We start from the raw sequence: 17,521 nt of genomic DNA, 5'->3' as shown, positions 1-17,521 counted from the left end.
GAGCAATTGTTCGCCACCAGATTCACATTCTCTCCTTGACAGATGGTCACCCCCGTGTGGTTGTTGCCATCGGAGCTTAAGCTTATGATGGGTGGGTTAGTATAAGGGCGTACTGTGATGACGAAAGCAGTGGAGACCCCACTCGTGCACTTATTGGCCTCCGTGCAGGTGGCCGTATAAGTGACAGTACTTTGCACACCAATCAGATTGAGGGTAGCATTGGTACTTTGATCAGACCACTTTAGAGCGCCTGAGCAATTGTTCGCCACCAGATTCACATTCTCTCCTTGACAGATGGTCACCCCCGTGTGGTTGTTGCCATCGGAGCTTAAGCTTATGATGGGTGGGTTGGTGTAGTTACCGGCACAGGGATCTGAAGGAGGGGGCGGGCAGCCATCTATATATGCAGTATTGCTATAATTTGTTGTATTAGGGCATAGGGCAGTCCGACAACCAGCATAGTAATTTCCTGACTGATACACAGTGACTACCGGAGTAGTGTAACCCTCAATGCCAGGGCCATGCCATACAATATTGCTTGAGCACCCAGTTACTGTCAGCGATATTGAAGTGGTCGTAACTCGTGCTTGTGGAATATTAGGTGATGAAGTGTTGTTTTGATCACATATACTGCCAGAACTAGGGTTTACGCCAATGAATCCCGAAGGTCCTCCGCAAGGAGGTTCCGTGGGACCTGAAGGTGCAGTGGAAGTACCGGCGCCCCCCAAGTTGATTATGGAATAAGGCAACTTACGATAACATGTGAGATTTTGGCCATCTCGAACAAATATGTACCCGTCCGTTTTAGTGGTGCTTATAACTTTATTTTGGCTAAACGCAAGGCTATCAGCACTGTATTCATAAGTAGTTAGTGCATCCTGTACTAAAATAGTCAGAGACGTTACATTGCCTATTTTGTTACCCTGAATAATCTTGACGGCTTTATCAAGAATTTGGCATCCTGCCTCTACTACTGTTCCTTGTCTAGTTAATGCTATAGATTTTTCATTAGGATTAATTATCTGAACTTTATGATCAAACTTCCTTTCAAATAAACTATTTGCTAAAGCCTCTTTTGGACCTCTCAATAAAATGAATGTAGCCTCGGCAATGAATTTTGTAAAACGTCCTTTAAGGGTATATGATACTGAAGTCGTTCCATTTAATCCTAAATCTGTCCCTATATAATCGATGTAGTTCCCCCCTGTTTGCTGAAAGCCCTCAGGCGTGATGATTTTTAAGCTGAATGATTTTTGTTGATCGAAAAAAAATAGTTGACTAGGTAAAATAGGTAATAATTCCGCAGTGATTGTAAGTTCAAATTCCTCACCTACCTGAACTGCATTTTTATTTGTCTGTATGAAAAACCGAATGGGATCTGGCCCAACCCGTTTCAACACAGGTAAGGGTTTAGGTAACGGTAATGGGGCGATAACTGAGAAACTATGGGGATCATCAGCCGACACCTGAACTGAGCGGGGCGTGTTATTCGACCGGCCTTGATTCGCTGAACGCGATGTTGGATGTTTAGAACCGAAGGTAGGCGGTATATCAGTTATTCTTACCCCTTTAAAGGTATTTTTAACAGGAAGTGGTCTAGATGGTTTGGTCGGATTGGCGTATACGGAAGCAAACGTAAAATAGACTGATAAGATCAGTAAAAATTGTTTCATAAATCAAGTTACGATAAGGTTGCCTGGTGTGCGGCGAGTGTAACTTGCAACTTATGTGCCGAAAAGAATAATTCCGTTAACAATAATATGACTAATAGCACATTTAAGGAAATCCCATATTATCCAATCTATTTTTTTGTTAAATACATATCTTTTAATCTATTGATTATTAGCTTTGTAGAATATTAAACTTCCAACATCATATATTTTTGCTGATTTTAAATAAAACATTAATATAGCAATATTGGTTTTATTTATTGTGTTTTATACAGATCAGCGATATTATTTTGGCACAATATTTGACAAAATAATATTCATAGCGCTTCAATTTGTTTACTTGATTGATCAAATTTGATGCCAATACTGCTTGGCTCTGGGTATGCTTCAGCTATATGTGTCTTTATTTGTGAATGTGGCAAGCACCTTTACGGTATGGCCTAACTACTATTCTAATTAATGAACATTGTTCAATTTACTCATTGAGTGAAAATGCTGGTTAACTGAAAAGGAGATTGTGAAATAAGGGGGCATAGCAAATCGACTCTTTCGAAAAATGACTGAAAGTTGCACCTTGTATTAGTCGGATCATGCATAGCTTAGCCGACTGCAATAAAAAGCTGGGGGATTTCCTTCGTTTCCATATAAAGATCTACATAGTTCTGATGAATCTGCTTCAACTTGGTGTAGAGCGATTGATAGGCTTCAGCCAGTAGGATAGTTTGATTCGTATCATGGCGTTTTCCTCGGTCCAAGTCAGACTCCCATATGTCAGGTTTTCGTTCATAATTATTATTGGACCGAAGCTTAAGTTTAAGATCTAAATAAGCCCGGTCAACAATACTGGGGAAACCCATGCGATCAAAATCTGGTGATAAGTCAAGAATCTTCCCATTAATATGGTTGAATGATTTTGGTTTGTAGAGAATACAACGTCGGAGTTCGCTCCCTTTCTGCCATAATATGTGCAAGGTTGTATCAGTAGCATCTTTATGATCAGCCCAAAAATAATTTACCCTACCCCATAGTATACCCGTGATTTTAAACGACTCATCGAAGAAATCCTCTTCTGGAAGCTGCTTAAATATAGCATAGGTCATGCTGCGGTTATTTACCGTGACGACCTTTAGTTGAATGGTGGCGGGCTGTATGGAAACCTGAGTAACTGGTGGAAGGGTATCATTCTTTTTCATCCGTGTGAAGTTTAGATAAACGGTATGTCTTTGTATTTAAGCTCTAAAGATAGCTTTGCCGAATCGGTGCCACTTGTTTGCCTATCACTTTCTAAAAGCAATTTCAGGCAAAAGAGTCATACCGATTGGATAAAAAAATATCCAATATGGCAATATCATGATCAATGTGACGATAAATCAAAAATTGCCGATAGTGGTCGGTTTGAAATAACGGTCGAATAATTGACCGGTACAGGCGTATTCCCACGCGCTAGCTCAAAGCCCTTTTCGGTAAAGATCAGCTAGCCATCGTGCAGCATATCCAGCAGCTCGTCGTTGATCTGGGCGAATAGTTCCGGTTGAGCCAAACTCATGCCCACCGTGCGAAATTCCTTTATTTAGCTTGGTAAAAAGCATCGCAGTCAGGTCGAATTTCTGACGGAGTGTTTGCTGATTCCCCTTATCCTCGGCGCGGTGCAGCTCCCGGTGGTGGTCGGGACACATTGGGGCGACCTTCCTCAACTCGATCGCATAGGTCAATGGCGCCACAGCATATTGTAGCGGCATTATGGTCGGGCGGATCGCCATATTGCTGAGCGTGTCAGATTTAGCGGATGCGTTGATGTGGTAGAATTCCACCTTGCCAGCATTGGCGAGCAGCCCCTCATATTGGCAGGTCACGCAGACACTGGCTTCTTTAATGGCGCGATACCAGCCGCGGATATGTTGGGCGTCGGAATTCATGCCCTACCCTATGCAAAATGGCTGTCAAGGTCTATAACCAGCCCATGAGCCTTTTGACACCCGAACAAATTGCGAAGCTGGCCTAAAACGGACTGTCGCCGGAAGTTGATCACAAACCGGTCGTGTTCCTGCGCGAAGTGTGCAACCAGGACGTTGAAAAACCCTTATCCGTCCTGTTAACCCGCGTTGAACCCGAATACCCGCAACAGGCATACGGCCTGGTTGATCTTGGCGTTGGCAAGCCGTGTCTAATGATCATTTTCCTGCTTCCTGCCGCAGCTGGAAAGCGTCTATCCGCGGCACAATATTGAAGTTGAAGTCGTCAAGGATTTCGAAGCGATCTATCCGATTAGTGTTTACGATGAAGCCGCTTACATGATGAACAAAGTCACCACCAATAAGGCAGCCTTGAACATGGGGAATAACCGTTTGAAAGCCAATAAGTTGCTCAATAATTTTTTGTCGCCACTCAAAGGCCCAGATGGCCCGGCGTTTCTGAACTTCAACCCAAATTAGCATATTGATTTTAATATGGAATTCAGTATGATTTTCGGTTAAGAAACCGCTATCAAAAACCGTAGGATAATAATACTTGTTTCTTAACTGAAACCTGTATTATTTGCGGTACTAAAACCGCTATCATAATGGTTATCGTTGTCGGTTCACAAAAAGGCGGGGTGGGGAAGACCACCGTTGCCACAAACCTTGCCGCGTGGCTGGTTTCCAAAGGCTCAGATGTTCTATTAGTCGATGCCGACGACCAGGGCAGCGCATCAGATTTTAGCGCGTACCGGGAGCAGACCAAAGGCTCAACCGGTTACACGCTGGTCCAGATTAACGGCGCACACGTTCGCAAGCAGGTTGAATCCCTGCGGCCCAAATACGATCACATCGTCATCGATACGGGTGGGAGAGACACCACCAGCCAGCGTGCCGCGCTGTTCGTCTGTGATGTTTTCCTAAGCCCGTTCAATCCACGGTCATACGACCTGTGGACGGTCACCAAAGTAGTGGAACTGGTCGAGGAAGCACAATCAATGCGTCCCGAACCTCTGAAAGCCTACAGCTTCATCAATCGGGCCGACATCCGATCGCAGGACAATCGCGACATGAGCCAGGCCTTACAGACCTACGACGCGCTCACGTTCCTGCCCTTCCAATTGAGCAATAGGAAAGCCTTTGCAAATTCGGCCGGCATTGGTCTGGCCGTGTTTGAGATGGAACAACCGGACGTAAAAGCCGTGGACGAAATGGAGACACTTTTTAACGCAATCAAACATGGCACTTACACCACCGCCCCAACGCACTAAGAAACCGGCGCCCACAGAGCAGGAGATTGATGCCTACGTCAATCGCGGGGGCCAGCCTGCCCCCGGTCCCGCCAGTCAAGACGCTGTCATTGACCGCGATAGCCCGAAATTTTTCAACATCCGCTTGAGTGTGGGGATTTTTCAGGATATTGATGCTTTGAGAGCCAAGCGGCCACGTAAACCAGGATCGCCAAAACTGGGTGTATCGACGCACGATTGGATCGTTGAAGCCGTGATGGAGAAGCTGGAGCGTGATCGGAAGAAGAAATGACATGGTTGGGGCAACTGAGCCACTCTTGAACGATTTTAGGTCGTTTGTTGTCGTCTGCCTCAATGGCTATCAACCCTGTCACTTATGACCAAGTAAATTGGGGTCACCAGAGAATAAACCCTATACCAATGACCGACAAAAAGCAAGACCAAATTGCTGAAGCCGACAAAGTGGTCAAAAAATCTATGGATTTGTCGAAGGTCGCTAAACGGCGCGGCAAGCTGGTGTACGAGAGTTATACCGAGGAGCCAGACGATCGGGAGATCCTGTTTACGGCAGCAGCACTGTGCCATACGTATTTCCCACGCCGTGAGCCGGATTTACAGCCACACGAGGCATGGGAGCAACGTTCGGGCAAGTTTGTGCTTTATATCACGCCACAGCCGTTTCCAGACCCGCAAACGGGCGAAAAAACTTATTCTGGACTTCCATATGGTCCAAAGGCGCGAGTGCTGCTAGCGAACCTAAATACGATCGCCATCCAGAAGCAGACCCGCACCATCCAGATCGCAAATAGCCCTGCCAAATTCCTGAAGGATATCGGCCTGACCGATGGGGGTAACCAACTGTCGGTTATTCAAGACCAGATGCACCGGTTGTCCAATTGCGTGCTGCGCACATTCTATCTGGACGAGCAGGAAGAAACCGGCGAAACGGTGCCGATCGTCACGCGCACTAAGCGCAACCAGTGGACGAGCCAAATCACGCTATCTGAGGAATATTACAAGCACCTTTCCGAACACCCCGTGCCGCTGGCCAAAAACCATCTGGCCGCACTGTCAAACAATGCCTCAGCATTGGACCTGTACGCGTTCCTGGCGCACCGGTTATATCGCATACCACCGGGAAAGCCCCAGTTTCTCGCATGGAAAACACTTAAAGATCAATTTGGTCAAGAGTACTCACGAATGAGCGATTTCAGGTTTAACTTTTTAAAGACCTGGCAATCAGTAAAATACCTTTATACAGATGCCCGAATTGAGCAAAAGGGAAGCAAAGGTTTGATGCTATTTCATAGTGCTACACCTATAGCTAAACAGCTGACTATCAACGGATTGTGATAAAATATACGAGTAAATTACGGCGAAGATAAAAAAACGATGTGGATAACCGCTGATTCACAGGGTATTAAGCTACTTATTCACCGTAATTTACTAACTAAAATACCGTAATTTACTAACGATCTGTAGGCTTATCCACCGTAATTTGCTAACGCAAACCAGTATTTTAAATTAACCAATAGAAAAAATACCTTTATTACCGCCTATCGGCTGTGAATTACTAATGAAAGAAGCGGGATTGCTAAGATATATGATCATATGTTATTGTATTTAGCAAAGCGCCGTCCCCGATTAGCAATAGATGAGTCTGCGGCTAAAGCCCCTATTTTAGCACAAAGTAGAGATCTATATTGGTCCCGACTGTAGAAATCAGTACAGCTCGCAGGTATTTGTCAAAAGGACCCAAAATCCACAAATCGGTACTGAGTTGGGCTTGATAAGTGCCCAAGGTGGCCGGTTTGAATGCGCTTTCGAGGGTCTCAACCGAGGTCACTGCTAAAGCCGACAGGTTGATCGAATTCGCTAATTGGTAGTTAGAAAAGTCCAAGCTTAAGATATGGGCCGCTACTTGGCCGACTCGATCGGCTAAAGCAGCGGGTTGCGGAGGAGGCGCGGACCCCGCATCGCCCTGGTGGCAGTCACTAAATAGGGTAGCGGCGGTCACCAACAAGAAAAAGAAAACGTGCTTCATGGAAGCCGATAGGCGTAGCAACGTGCAGGATTAAACATAGATAAACTTTTTTAGCGAACAGGGGTTCGGCCCCTACCGAAAAATTTGTATACTCACCCCATGAACATTGAGCAGGCCAAGTCCATATCGATCCATGAGTTTCTGCAACGGGCTGGTCATGCCGTGGTGAAAAGCACGGCGAAGGACTTCCGGTTTTTCAGCCCATTTCGATCCGAGAAAACGCCCTCCTTTCATGTCTCCAAAGACGGCCGGGGGTGGAAGGATTTTGGCGAGGGGCGAGGGGGCAACATCATCGATCTGGCTTATCGGATGGGGAGTGGCCTACCGCTACCGGCACGACTGGATGGGGAGCAGGTTAAACAAGCCTTGGCTTATATAGAAAGCGTGGTGGGATCAAGCGGGTTAGTCGCCCCACCCACCCGCTTGATCCCACCCCTGTCCGTCCGCCGAGAACCCGCTTACCGGATCCTAGAACACAAACCATTCCGCGTCTATGGCCGGGGTAGTTCCCTAACTAGGGCGGCGCTGTACCTGGGCAGCCGGGGCATTAGCGCCGAGCGGTTTGCGCCCTATTTGGAAGACCTCGTTTACCTGGGTGAGGATAGCCAGAAACGGTACGGGTTCGGCCTGCCTAACGTGGCAGGTGGATACGAGCTACGCCGCTATGGCGATTGGGCCAAGACAGCGGTCGGCCCCAAACAGGTAACCCTCTTCAAAGCCGACCGGCCCGCTGCTCCCTGGCACTGCTTTTACAGCCTGATCGATTTTGGTACCTTTCTAACGGTCGACAAACCGCCGGTGGGGGCCTACCATTTTCTGATTATCAACAGTGACGGTCTAGTCGACAAAGCCATTGCCTGTTTGCAAAGCATGCCCGCCGGGCACATGGTGCATTACCCCCACCAGGATGCAAGTGGCCAACGGGCGTACCAGGCTTTGTGGGCTTTCCTGGTTAGCCAGCACTGGGGTGGCAGTGATCGGTCTCCGCTGTATGCGGGCTTCAAGGACTGGACGGAAGCTCGCCAACAGCAGTTGGGCTTGAGTCCCCGGGTGATCAACCCGGTTGGGCCGCAGTGAGCCAACCGGGTTGATCACCCGGGGCTCCCTAAAACAACCAAGAGCTTGGCCGTCCATCTCGTAATGGATAGGGGTTGTGGCACTCAGGGCGGCCCTGACTTACACCCCGTGCCCGATCCGGATGACTTCCTACCGCTGGATCGGGTGGTGAGTGTCGTTGAGTGGCAATCGGCCTGCCTTATCCCCGCGTGGCAGCGGGTTCCCCAGCTTCCCCAAGTGGGCGCCTCTCCCCGAATTTTGGGGTGCAATTGGCCGAAACAGGGGAGGAATTGACCAATTGCACCTCAAAACAAATCAATTCTAAATTTCTACTTTTTGTCAGTTAAAACTTTGACAACTAGTGGCATAGCCGAAATAATCATGTCAAATCTGGGATGAAAATTTTGGGTCATTTTTCAACTTTTTTGGTATAAATCATTGACAATCAAGCACAGTTAAGGTGTTATTGGAAAAATAAGGCTCTTTCTGGGCAATTGCACCCCGCCACGCACTGTGTAGGGGGTGCAATTGCCGGGGTGTAAAGGCTAGGCATATATGATGGGGCGGCTCGGAGCGCGCACCATGGGCTTTCCTCGTAGTCCACTTGATTGGCGAACGGCCGTGGTATTCGCACCGCTATTGGCGTGATTAGCGGCCTGCGTGGATGATGACCATCCGCCCACTTGACGTGCGTACAGATCCTGCTTCCTATCCCCAATTGATTTTAGGCGCTTTATTTGGATTCTACGTGGCGATCTTATCCAAAGTGAATAAATGTAGGGTTCAATATAGACCGTGGCTTAAAAGCCAGTTGTGAGCCTTGGCTGGGGTTTATACCTTAGTCCGCACCGCTACACGGGCTCGTCTCGCACTCCGCGCGCTCAAGTCGCCTTTCGGTCCCCAACTTAGGTTAACTTGTTAACCTGTTAACTTCAAAGGTTACTGTTGAATAACTTTGTTACTTTAGAATAACTTTTTTTATAAAATATTTATTAACCGAATAACTGCAAATTTTTTTCGAATTTTCGAAATTTAGTAGGCTACGGCTTATGCCTGTTTTAGAATGATACATAGTACCAAAAAGCCTTAACTCAGGCTACCTGGCCCCTGATTCCACCTGCCGAATGATCGTGATACGTCTTTTTTAACCCATTAGAGACCTTATTTGATCTGGCATGAGCAGTTCTCTTACTAACCAGAATAGCACTTAGAACAAGTTTATGGGCTTTAAAGGGGGTTGATCGGCCAATACCGATCTTAGTCTGAAAGTATCCGGAGGTTCAACTGACCAGTTTTGGAGTAGGGGGCGTATAGTGGGATTGACCATTTTTTTACTACTTGTCAATTATAGTCCTAACATACCAATTGAAATTTGCTTGCCAACTGACAACTATTTCTGTAGCTTACATAGGCTGGCTTACTAAGGTTTCGATAACCCAATTTGTGATTCAATAAACAACGAAAGCCCTCTTTACCTCTGTTCGACCCCTATCATCATGACCTGCCAGACTTGCGGCCATCATAACCAGGAAAACTTTTGCCCCAATTGTGGTGAAAAACGGTTCGATCCACATAGCTTAACCCTGAGCCATGTCACCGAAGAAGTTGTTGAGGGTTTTACGCATGCCGATCATACCCTGCTACGAACCCTAAAGGCGTTGCTTTTTCGACCTGGTAAGCTCTCGGTCGAGTATGTAGCCGGTCGACGCGTTCACTATATGAAGCCGTTGGGCCTTTTTTTGGTCATTAACTTTGTGTTCTTTCTACTGGCTACCTACAATGCCTTTAATCAGCCCCTGAGTAGCTTTCTCAATTATACCAACTATACCGCTTTCGGAACCAAAGAAGCAGTACAGCAGGCGCTCACTAGCTCAGATCAGTCGCTGGTTACTTACCAGCCGGTGTTCGATGAGTCGATGAAAGCCAGTTCGAAGACCTACCTCATTGTGCTAATACCGCTTTACGCACTGATTTTCGGCTTGTTGATGTGGTCCTCTCGGCGGACATTCATTGAGCACCTAATCTTCTAGGCGCACTTTTTGAGTTTTGTATTGATCTTCTTTTTACTCCAGCAGTTCCTCATCGTTTTACCCTACATTGGCTTGTTTGGCCAGCAACAATGGGAAACGCGAGGAGACCTGATCTGGAGCCTGCTAGGTCTGGCTTTTCTAGGCGTTTATCAAGCCCGCGCTTTTAGTCGATTCTACGGCACGGGTAAACTTTGGTCTGCTTTAGTGGCTTTACTGAGCACCGTTCTGTTTGCTGCTGTGATCATGGCTTACCGGTTGCTCCTCTTTTATAAAATAGTGTATCTGAATCACTAGCAAGGGCTGCTAGTACTCCAGTCGAGTCAATTGTAGAATCGACAATCAACAAACGTATGCTGTTGATTGTAATTAACAGGTAGTAAGAAGTTGCGTATTGAGTCTAGATCCGAAACGAACGTGGCTGTTGCACAACTCAAACCAACTGGTAGACGGGTAGCAACACAAGGCGATACAAACTATTTTCTGGCCTAAGTACTGATATCTGACCCTATCTGCGAGCAGATGTATGGATAAACCTTAGTTTAAGAAGAGTTGTGCAACAGCCACGGACGTTTTTCTGAACGGTGGCCAAGTAGGAGGGAAGGGGCTGGAAACAGCCTTTTTTGCGTTCAATAAACCCGTTCAGTTTAATAGTTCACGGTTTTACAGAGGAATACGAATTTAATGGACTACAATCGTAGTATTATCTAAGATTATTTATGTCTAATAATTGAGGGTAAGGGGCATTATCACTTTTGATTATTAAACCGAATTTTACAGATTCCTTCAAGGACGATATAAATTACACGATTTAGAAAAAACCTTTTGTTCCTAAGTATATTCCATTAGATCGTTATTTGGAAAGTCTTCTTCTACAACCGCTAATAATGTATTTAAAGAAATGTTTTTCCCACCACCTCCATTTGCAAGTCGCTGTATCGCACTTCTCCACTGAGATTTTCGATTTACGCTATTAACTAAAATTGATACATCTCCTCCTGCTCGACTCCAAACATCATCTTGCTCAGGCCCTTGAGGATAATGTGAAATCACAAATTCTAGCAACTTATGCTGAAAATCCTTATCCCTTAAATCCGGTTTAAATTTAATACTATCTATCATTGCAAAAGTAAATGCTGCAGCATTACCAGCAGCTTCTGGCTGAGAACCACTTGCATCTGCTTCTTCCTTCTTTTGCAACATGTCCGAGATCCCTCTAATCTCAATAGCTTCTACACCGTAAGGTCGTGCAGCGATTAGAAAACCAATGCCTTCCATATCTACTGCTATCGCATCACTACAAAAGGTGCTAATTATTTTATAAGCCTCTGACTTATTCGAAATCACTACCTTTTCTCCAGCAACGATTGGCTGAACATAAGCTACGGGATTACCACTAGATACACTGGTTTTTATTTTTTCCAACCATTTGCCCTCGCGTTTAACACGTCTTGCAAGTTGTTCCAAAAAATAAGAAGCCGGCATGATATCCAGCCGTGGTTTAAAATTGTCATCTGCCTTTCCTACTTCATATCCAATTATTTTTGAGGATGCGACAACATCACCAATTTTAACATCCTTAACCCCACCAGCTACACCAACAAAAAATAAAAAATCTGGATTAAAGTATTGTAAAGCGCGACTAGTTTCATCAGCTGCACGGTTATTACCTGCACCAGCCTCTAATAACATTACCTTGTACTTACAACTAAGAGCCTGATATTCACCTAGTACATATGTCGAACCTGTTAATGGATGTGTTTCAGGTACTAGGTTTGTAATGTATTCCTCAACTGCTTTAAACTCTAAGCCTAATGCAGTTATTATTAAGACTTTTTTCACCTTATCGTTTAAATTGTTTTTTTAATTCGCTAATAATAGGATTAAAAGGAAAATCTTTTTCCATTTCTTTAAGAAGGCTCATTGCTGTAATATTCTTGCCACCTCCACCAGATTGAACTAAAGATATTGCAACCCTCCAGTTTTCTTCCCGGCTTTTTTTGTCATGAAGCTTACTAATATCTCCACCAGCTCTTTGCCAAATATCGTTATCTTCTGGCCCTTGCTTGTAAAGTTGAGTAGCTATTTCAAATAAAGCTTCATGAGGATTAAATCCAATTAGCGTGTCATTTAAAATCCTTCGAAACATAAACCTATCAAGTAATCCTAAGTGCAAAAGTGATTTACATACATTAAGAGCTATTTGAAATGATGTACTCATTTTTGCTTTTTCAAATACAGCAGCAGCTGATTTTACAAGTTGATATTTTGTTATCAAATTACCAAGCCTACGCGAATCTGTATCGGATAAATAGTATTTGTATAAATAAATATAGTCACTTAGAAACTGATCTTTTAAGTCAGGGACAGTTTCATAGATTCCAATGACTTTTGCAAAGTCATTCCTATTTTTTGAGAGGAAATCAGAAACGAAACCATCTGACTTCAAAACTTCAGAAATTTCTGTTTCGATGTTTGATATTTCTATTTCTCCATTAATAACTACATCAACCATTGCGATAGTTGTAGTAAGTAAAAATTTTTTTTTGAACTTTACAGGTACAGAATTCCAAAATAGCGGTCTTTTTTTGTAAGATGATAAATTAGCATATTGACTATTACTTAATAACTCTATAATATTATCTGGTAATTGACGACCCTGACTTATTAAGTCATAAAGAGCTTGAATCTTGGACTTTACATCCAAAATACCTAATTCCAAGTTAGGTCGATGGAATAGAAACCGGCTCCAAATCGTATGCCAACGAACATTTTCAAGATCAAGAATATTTAGCAAAGAATAATCTACAAGTAAACGTTCTTCAAGTAATTCTAATGTTTTATCATCTAATTCAATTAAGTCAACCGATAGTAATTCTGTATCGGAAAGATTTGATGTAATAAGTCGAACACCAGACGCTTCTGATAGTTTGAATGCACGTTCAATTTCTAATTGCTCGCTCAAAGCTATAGTTGGTAATTGATAAGCAAGATTTGCTTTAGCATATAAGCGATACCATTCTTTTTGCTTGAACCATATCTTAAGCTTTGAAGCTTGAATTGCTAATAAATTATCAGGAAATGAGTTTAACAAATCCAGCTCTGATGTTTCAGCTTGTTCAATAATTTGATATAAATTTTCGTTATTATCTGTTTGTATAAGAAGCTGCCATAGATTATTAATAGATGAAGGATCTTTAAACCCATCCATTAAACCATTATGTACTGCTACGTGCCACCAACTAGTATCTATTTTATTTGATACTAAATCAATTAACTCTCTGCACTTTTCTAAATTGAAATAGGAGTGTGTTGTTACTTGAGTCTTTACATATACAGTCACTACTACTTTTAACGATTCTTCAGCAGTATGAAAAAATTGAACATCTATATTGCGAAGGGCTTTAATATTTTTATCCCTCCCATCATTGACAGCCAATGCTAGTTGGTTGATTAATTCACCTTTAAGATCTGATCCCAGATCTGGATCTGGGCAAAGCTTGCTTAAGAGTCTAAGCAATTGTCTCAGATCATTGGGATCAAGCTGATCCTTTCTTTTAAATAGTTTGTAGGCTTTATTGACCGTTACTAATTCACTAATATCATTCAGCGTAATTGATAATTTTTTTAGAAAATCGTTAAAATCATTTTCATTAGAATAACCTAATACTAGGTTTACTGCTTGTTCTGTTGCCTCGATTAATGAAACGTCAACATCTGTGACAGCATTCGCATAATTAACTTTAGTTAATTGATCTTTTTGAAAGTACAAAATTTGATATGGTAAATCATTTATATCCAATAAAGTAAATCCTATATTAAAGCTCAAATATTTACGTAAATGTCTTGGTATACCATTCCATAAATTTTCCAAAACATTCTTAAAATTTTTTATTGAGCCAAAAAACACTATTTTTTCACCCTGTACTATTTTTTTAGCTGCCTCATAAATGAAAACTGGAACTTTCTTGGCACTAATATTTCCTTTCTTTACAATAATTGGGATTTGAATTGGTAACAAATTTTGTGTTTTGGGCGGAATTGTTTCGGTAAAATATGAAAGTAGAGTACCTAAATCATTTATATCATCTAGATCTTCATTTTGTAATATTAGCGCATGAGTAAACACCATTCCTGAACGTACAGTAGAAGGATCAGGACCAGTCTTTATTAAAACAAAATAATCTTTATACAAACATCCAGCTATATACTCGTATAAGGCTACTCCTGCTGGTATTCGACTTGGTTTATCGGAAAAGCTGGTTAAAAAAGAGTTTAGTTGCTCATCTTTTAAAGTAGAAGTTATACATCCATGTGCACGGCTTACTTCCCCATAAAATGCCTGATGTATAGTTATGGTTTGATTAGTTCCCAATGGCTATTGATATCGTTAATGTTAAGTCTTTCTGCATTTTTCCATCAGGGGCTATAAAATAACCAAACGCTTCTGGACCATATTTTCTAAACTCTTTATCAGCAACTTTGTCAGATAATGTTTTACCAGTAGAGGATAGACCAATGACGGTTGCTAGACCCTCAGCCCAGTTCATTTTAATAAAGCGAGCTAGCATTGGAAGTCTATTTTCAAGTAGATTTGATGGCAAAAGCTCTTTATCAGCTTCAAGTAATAAATCCCAACAAGAAAGCACAATAGTTAATCTAGGCAATAAAATTGGAAGATGTAATGATACCTTTTTGATGTAGAGAAGTATTTGTAAGAGTTCAATAAAATAAGCTGCTTCTGATAATTTAAACGCTATTTGTCCTGATTCTCTCTGTTTGAGGATCTTCTTGTCTGGTAAGCCTCTATTAATAACATCCTCTATTGGCAAAATCTCATCTTGGCGAATAAAAAGCATCCAAGTATCGCATTTTTCAATATCCTGTTTCCAAGTGTCATTAATCTTACGTTGGTTAACTATTTTTTGAATTTGTTCTCCCCCATAATCAGGAAATGAAAAATTAATCTTACTGTTTTTTGCATCTTCTAAGTTAAGCTCTAAACGTGTGTTAGAATCTACACTAGTATGGCCTGCCGATTTCCCATCACTTAAACAGTCGAGTACCTCGCGGAAAACTGTTAAATCTTCAGGAGGAGTAGTTATACTGTAAAATCCTGAACGGTCCATTAGACGGCCGTATAACTGACCACCGAAATGCGTTTTACCAGCATTAGGTCCACCAATTACCAAGATATTATTAGACATTTCCGGCCCCCCAAAATATTTTATACCATTATTGTTCTTATTAGCCATGATAGGAACGTTTAGATATAAATAAATCTGTTTCAATTAGAACTGGCACCTCTATGATCGGATTATAATAATGATCTAATTCATCAAGAATCCATGATATAGAATTTACAATATTAACATAATGCTGATTCTTTTCTCCGGCCTGTACACTCACATTAAATTCCTTATAATGAGCGTGATGAAACCGGGCCATGTAGTTGCTTATTTGCCCCTTTATATCACTATCAAGCTCAATATCAGACTTTGACCAAATTAGGCCGAAAGGCCGGTCTCTTAAATTTTCGGACAATCGATCAGCAACTAATCTAGTTTGTCTACGAGCCCTCCCCTGCTCTTCACCGCTCAATAGTTCGCAATCAGCAAATAACAAAAAGGCATCAGCACGTTGATGTATCCATTTAGCTCCTTCTGCCGATGAATCATTCTTATTGTACGACCATTTATCGAACCATTCACCTGGAGCATCTGTAAAGATGATGTCTTTTCTTAAACCTACTTTATTTTTTAAGGAAAGATGTAAAAGGCCAGGTACACGACCAGAATTACTACTCGTATGGGGGGGGAACTGAATATCATTATCGCGTTTCCAACTAAGGTACCAAGCTAAGTTTTCCCAGCCTGATAAGGTCTTTGATCCACAAAATTGATATTCACCAATAGCATAACCGTGTCTTATTAAACAATATAGTACTGCTAAAAATGTAGTTTTACCAGCATTAGCCGCCCCTGTAATTCCGATTAAAACAGTTGGAGAACTTGCTGTTAGGAAATTCAAATCTTCAAGGCCAAATGAACTGCTTGTCCAAGGTACATGCAACATGTCATCATCCGAATTCTTTGACGAATGATCTGTTTTCAAATCCTTATTATAGAACTCACAATCCGTAATCCGTTCACAACCTTCTACATTACATCCTGTCTCATCAGGGAAGCAACTAGGTTGACTACATTTTTCTGCCATTTTTATTTAATAAGATAAACAGCCATTAAATCATGGAGAATTGATACCGTAAAATAAGCTAATGATGTCTTTCTGTTTAAGTCGATTCCAGTTCTGCTATAAAAATCATTTACTTTAACTTTATCATTAGCGAGATGATATACAAAGTCTGTTATTGATATTCTCCCGCCTATATCATCTTTATTTTGAAAATAAGGACGATATAGTAATTTTATTTCTTGCCCATCTATCCCGTCTAATAACTCTTTAAATGTTATATCATTATCCAAATCAGGATTAACTAATCTTAGAGTATCTTTTAATAAGTAGTCAACACTGACAGGAGTAATAGATGGCAACAAAATATAGAGATCATATGCCATCATTATCGGCTGAAGCATCTTATCTATTTCTCTATATCCACGTTTCAGGGCTGTTGAATATAACGTCTCTTTCCACCATATCAATTTGCTGCGCTGATCAACGGCTTTTATAGCATCAAAAGATGTTTTCAGAACCGAATCAAGCGATTTCTTGAAACCGGCAAAGTATTTATTGATCGGACCTTCTATCGATTCTGGAGTCAAAGATTCAGAAAATTCATTCAGCGCGTTTTCAATTGTTTTAGCAATAGCTGTTCCAGCTCCATTTCCTAAATGTTGTCCCCATTGGGTTGAACTTGAGTTATAACCACTTCCTGTTGTCGCTGAAGCGATTTTTTCCTTTAGATCTTCCACATCTATCTCAATATTTCCAAAATTCAGTCCAGAAAGTTCTAGATTCGATATTTTGAGTTCAGGCGTTGTAGATGTTAATGCCCAAGTTTCTACAGCTTTTTTCTCGGCAAGCTCAGAGAGTTCAGTTAGCCATTTATGAATGACGCTAATTTCTTTATTTAATGATGCGTACGGGTAGAAATTGGTTGCCGTAAGTACAATTATTCTTGCAAGTTTAGGATCGGCCTTTCCAATAGTATACAAAGCGTTTAGAATAACTCCTCGAAGAATATGTATTGGACGTTCAGAATATTTCGTTCTTAATGCCTTCCAATATGTTGTGACGATCGCTTCAGTATCTACTAAAGCTTGCTCGTTTTCGGACACATTGGGATCAAGTGCAACAAGTGTATAAGTAGGTAACAATTTGTGGTTTTTACTTAACTTCTCTTGAACATCTTTAATTGCTGACTCTAAATTCTCCAAACGAGTATCATTGTCTCCAATATCAAAAAGACCTGTCTCTAAAAAAAGCTGTAAAAAAGGTTTCTCCATTTTTGTGGTTGTTATTATTGGCTATTAAGCTTAATGCATATAAGACTATCTTT

16 protein-coding genes and 1 pseudogene are annotated in these 17,521 nt (G+C 42.0%); 7 read left to right on the top strand and 10 right to left on the bottom strand.

Annotated elements, in window-relative coordinates; all coding sequences use genetic code 11:
• The 4 genes from ACYVF1_RS31995 to ACYVF1_RS31980 all read right to left on the bottom strand — a co-directional run.
• On the bottom strand, positions 1-1,673 hold a 1,673-nt coding region (locus tag ACYVF1_RS31995), incomplete at its 3' end, for an immunoglobulin domain-containing protein (RefSeq protein ID WP_461086751.1).
• 596 nt (positions 1,674-2,269) lie between these two features.
• On the bottom strand, positions 2,270-2,863 hold the full coding sequence (locus ACYVF1_RS31990) for a hypothetical protein (protein ID WP_461086749.1): 594 nt from the start codon (positions 2,861-2,863) through the stop codon (positions 2,270-2,272).
• Between the two features lie 255 nt (positions 2,864-3,118).
• Positions 3,119-3,586, bottom strand: coding sequence for a hypothetical protein (locus ACYVF1_RS31985; RefSeq protein WP_461086747.1), 468 nt, complete (start codon positions 3,584-3,586; stop codon positions 3,119-3,121).
• Between the two features lie 255 nt (positions 3,587-3,841).
• On the bottom strand, positions 3,842-4,105 hold the full coding sequence (locus tag ACYVF1_RS31980; protein WP_461086745.1) for a hypothetical protein: 264 nt from the start codon (positions 4,103-4,105) through the stop codon (positions 3,842-3,844).
• 125 nt (positions 4,106-4,230) lie between these two features.
• Here ACYVF1_RS31980 and parA point away from each other — a divergent pair, with 125 nt between their 5' ends.
• The 3 genes from parA to ACYVF1_RS31965 all read left to right on the top strand — a co-directional run bounded on the left by parA (position 4,231) and on the right by ACYVF1_RS31965 (position 6,228).
• On the top strand, positions 4,231-4,896 hold the full coding sequence (gene parA, locus ACYVF1_RS31975; RefSeq protein WP_461086743.1) for a ParA family partition ATPase: 666 nt from the start codon (positions 4,231-4,233) through the stop codon (positions 4,894-4,896).
• Entirely contained in the window at positions 4,865-5,167 is a 303-nt protein-coding gene (locus ACYVF1_RS31970; RefSeq protein ID WP_461086741.1) for a hypothetical protein, read from the top strand. The genes parA and ACYVF1_RS31970 overlap by 32 nt, the downstream gene beginning before the upstream one ends.
• Before the next feature lie 128 nt (positions 5,168-5,295).
• Positions 5,296-6,228, top strand: a complete 933-nt coding sequence (locus tag ACYVF1_RS31965) for a replication protein RepA (RefSeq protein ID WP_461086739.1) — start codon at positions 5,296-5,298, stop codon at positions 6,226-6,228.
• Positions 6,229-6,550: 322 nt separating this feature from the next.
• Here the strand turns inward: ACYVF1_RS31965 and ACYVF1_RS31960 are convergent, their stop codons facing one another.
• Positions 6,551-6,919, bottom strand: a complete 369-nt coding sequence (locus ACYVF1_RS31960) for a hypothetical protein (RefSeq protein WP_461086737.1) — start codon at positions 6,917-6,919, stop codon at positions 6,551-6,553.
• Between the two features lie 99 nt (positions 6,920-7,018).
• Here ACYVF1_RS31960 and ACYVF1_RS31955 point away from each other — a divergent pair.
• The 4 genes and pseudogenes from ACYVF1_RS31955 to ACYVF1_RS31940 form a co-directional block, all read left to right on the top strand.
• A pseudogene (locus ACYVF1_RS31955) lies at positions 7,019-7,210 on the top strand (CHC2 zinc finger domain-containing protein); the annotation flags it as partial.
• Between the two features lie 282 nt (positions 7,211-7,492).
• Entirely contained in the window at positions 7,493-7,996 is a 504-nt protein-coding gene (locus ACYVF1_RS31950) for a hypothetical protein (RefSeq protein ID WP_461086755.1), read from the top strand.
• A 1,475-nt stretch (positions 7,997-9,471) separates the two neighbouring features.
• On the top strand, positions 9,472-10,005 hold the full coding sequence (locus ACYVF1_RS31945; protein WP_461086735.1) for a DUF3667 domain-containing protein: 534 nt from the start codon (positions 9,472-9,474) through the stop codon (positions 10,003-10,005).
• A gap of 9 nt (positions 10,006-10,014) precedes the next feature.
• The gene (locus tag ACYVF1_RS31940) at positions 10,015-10,299 is read left to right on the top strand and encodes a hypothetical protein (protein ID WP_461086733.1); all 285 of its coding nucleotides are present in this window, start codon (positions 10,015-10,017) and stop codon (positions 10,297-10,299) included.
• A 534-nt stretch (positions 10,300-10,833) separates the two neighbouring features.
• Here ACYVF1_RS31940 and ACYVF1_RS31935 read toward each other — a convergent pair.
• Genes ACYVF1_RS31935 through ACYVF1_RS31915 form a run of 5 tightly spaced genes read right to left on the bottom strand, consistent with a single transcriptional unit; the run spans position 10,834 to position 17,468 of the window.
• Positions 10,834-11,844: a 5'-methylthioadenosine/S-adenosylhomocysteine nucleosidase family protein gene (locus ACYVF1_RS31935; protein ID WP_461086731.1), complete on the bottom strand. Its 1,011-nt coding sequence runs from the start codon at positions 11,842-11,844 to the stop codon at positions 10,834-10,836.
• 1 nt (position 11,845) lies between these two features.
• A complete protein-coding gene (locus tag ACYVF1_RS31930; RefSeq protein ID WP_461086729.1) occupies positions 11,846-14,377 on the bottom strand; it encodes a GAP1-N1 domain-containing protein in 2,532 nt (843 codons plus the stop codon).
• Positions 14,367-15,257 carry a TRAFAC clade GTPase domain-containing protein gene (locus tag ACYVF1_RS31925; protein ID WP_461086727.1) on the bottom strand — a complete coding sequence of 297 codons (891 nt, stop codon included), beginning with the start codon at positions 15,255-15,257 and terminating at the stop codon, positions 14,367-14,369. Before ACYVF1_RS31925 ends, ACYVF1_RS31930 begins: the two co-directional genes overlap by 11 nt.
• Positions 15,250-16,218 carry a TRAFAC clade GTPase domain-containing protein gene (locus tag ACYVF1_RS31920; RefSeq protein WP_461086725.1) on the bottom strand — a complete coding sequence of 323 codons (969 nt, stop codon included), beginning with the start codon at positions 16,216-16,218 and terminating at the stop codon, positions 15,250-15,252. The genes ACYVF1_RS31925 and ACYVF1_RS31920 overlap by 8 nt, the downstream gene beginning before the upstream one ends.
• A 2-nt stretch (positions 16,219-16,220) precedes the next feature.
• Positions 16,221-17,468, bottom strand: a complete 1,248-nt coding sequence (locus tag ACYVF1_RS31915) for a GTPase-associated system all-helical protein GASH (RefSeq protein WP_461086723.1) — start codon at positions 17,466-17,468, stop codon at positions 16,221-16,223.
• Positions 17,469-17,521 lie beyond the last annotated feature (53 nt).

Source organism: Spirosoma flavus (genome assembly GCF_054778555.1).
This window is presented reverse-complemented; position numbering and strand designations above follow the sequence as displayed.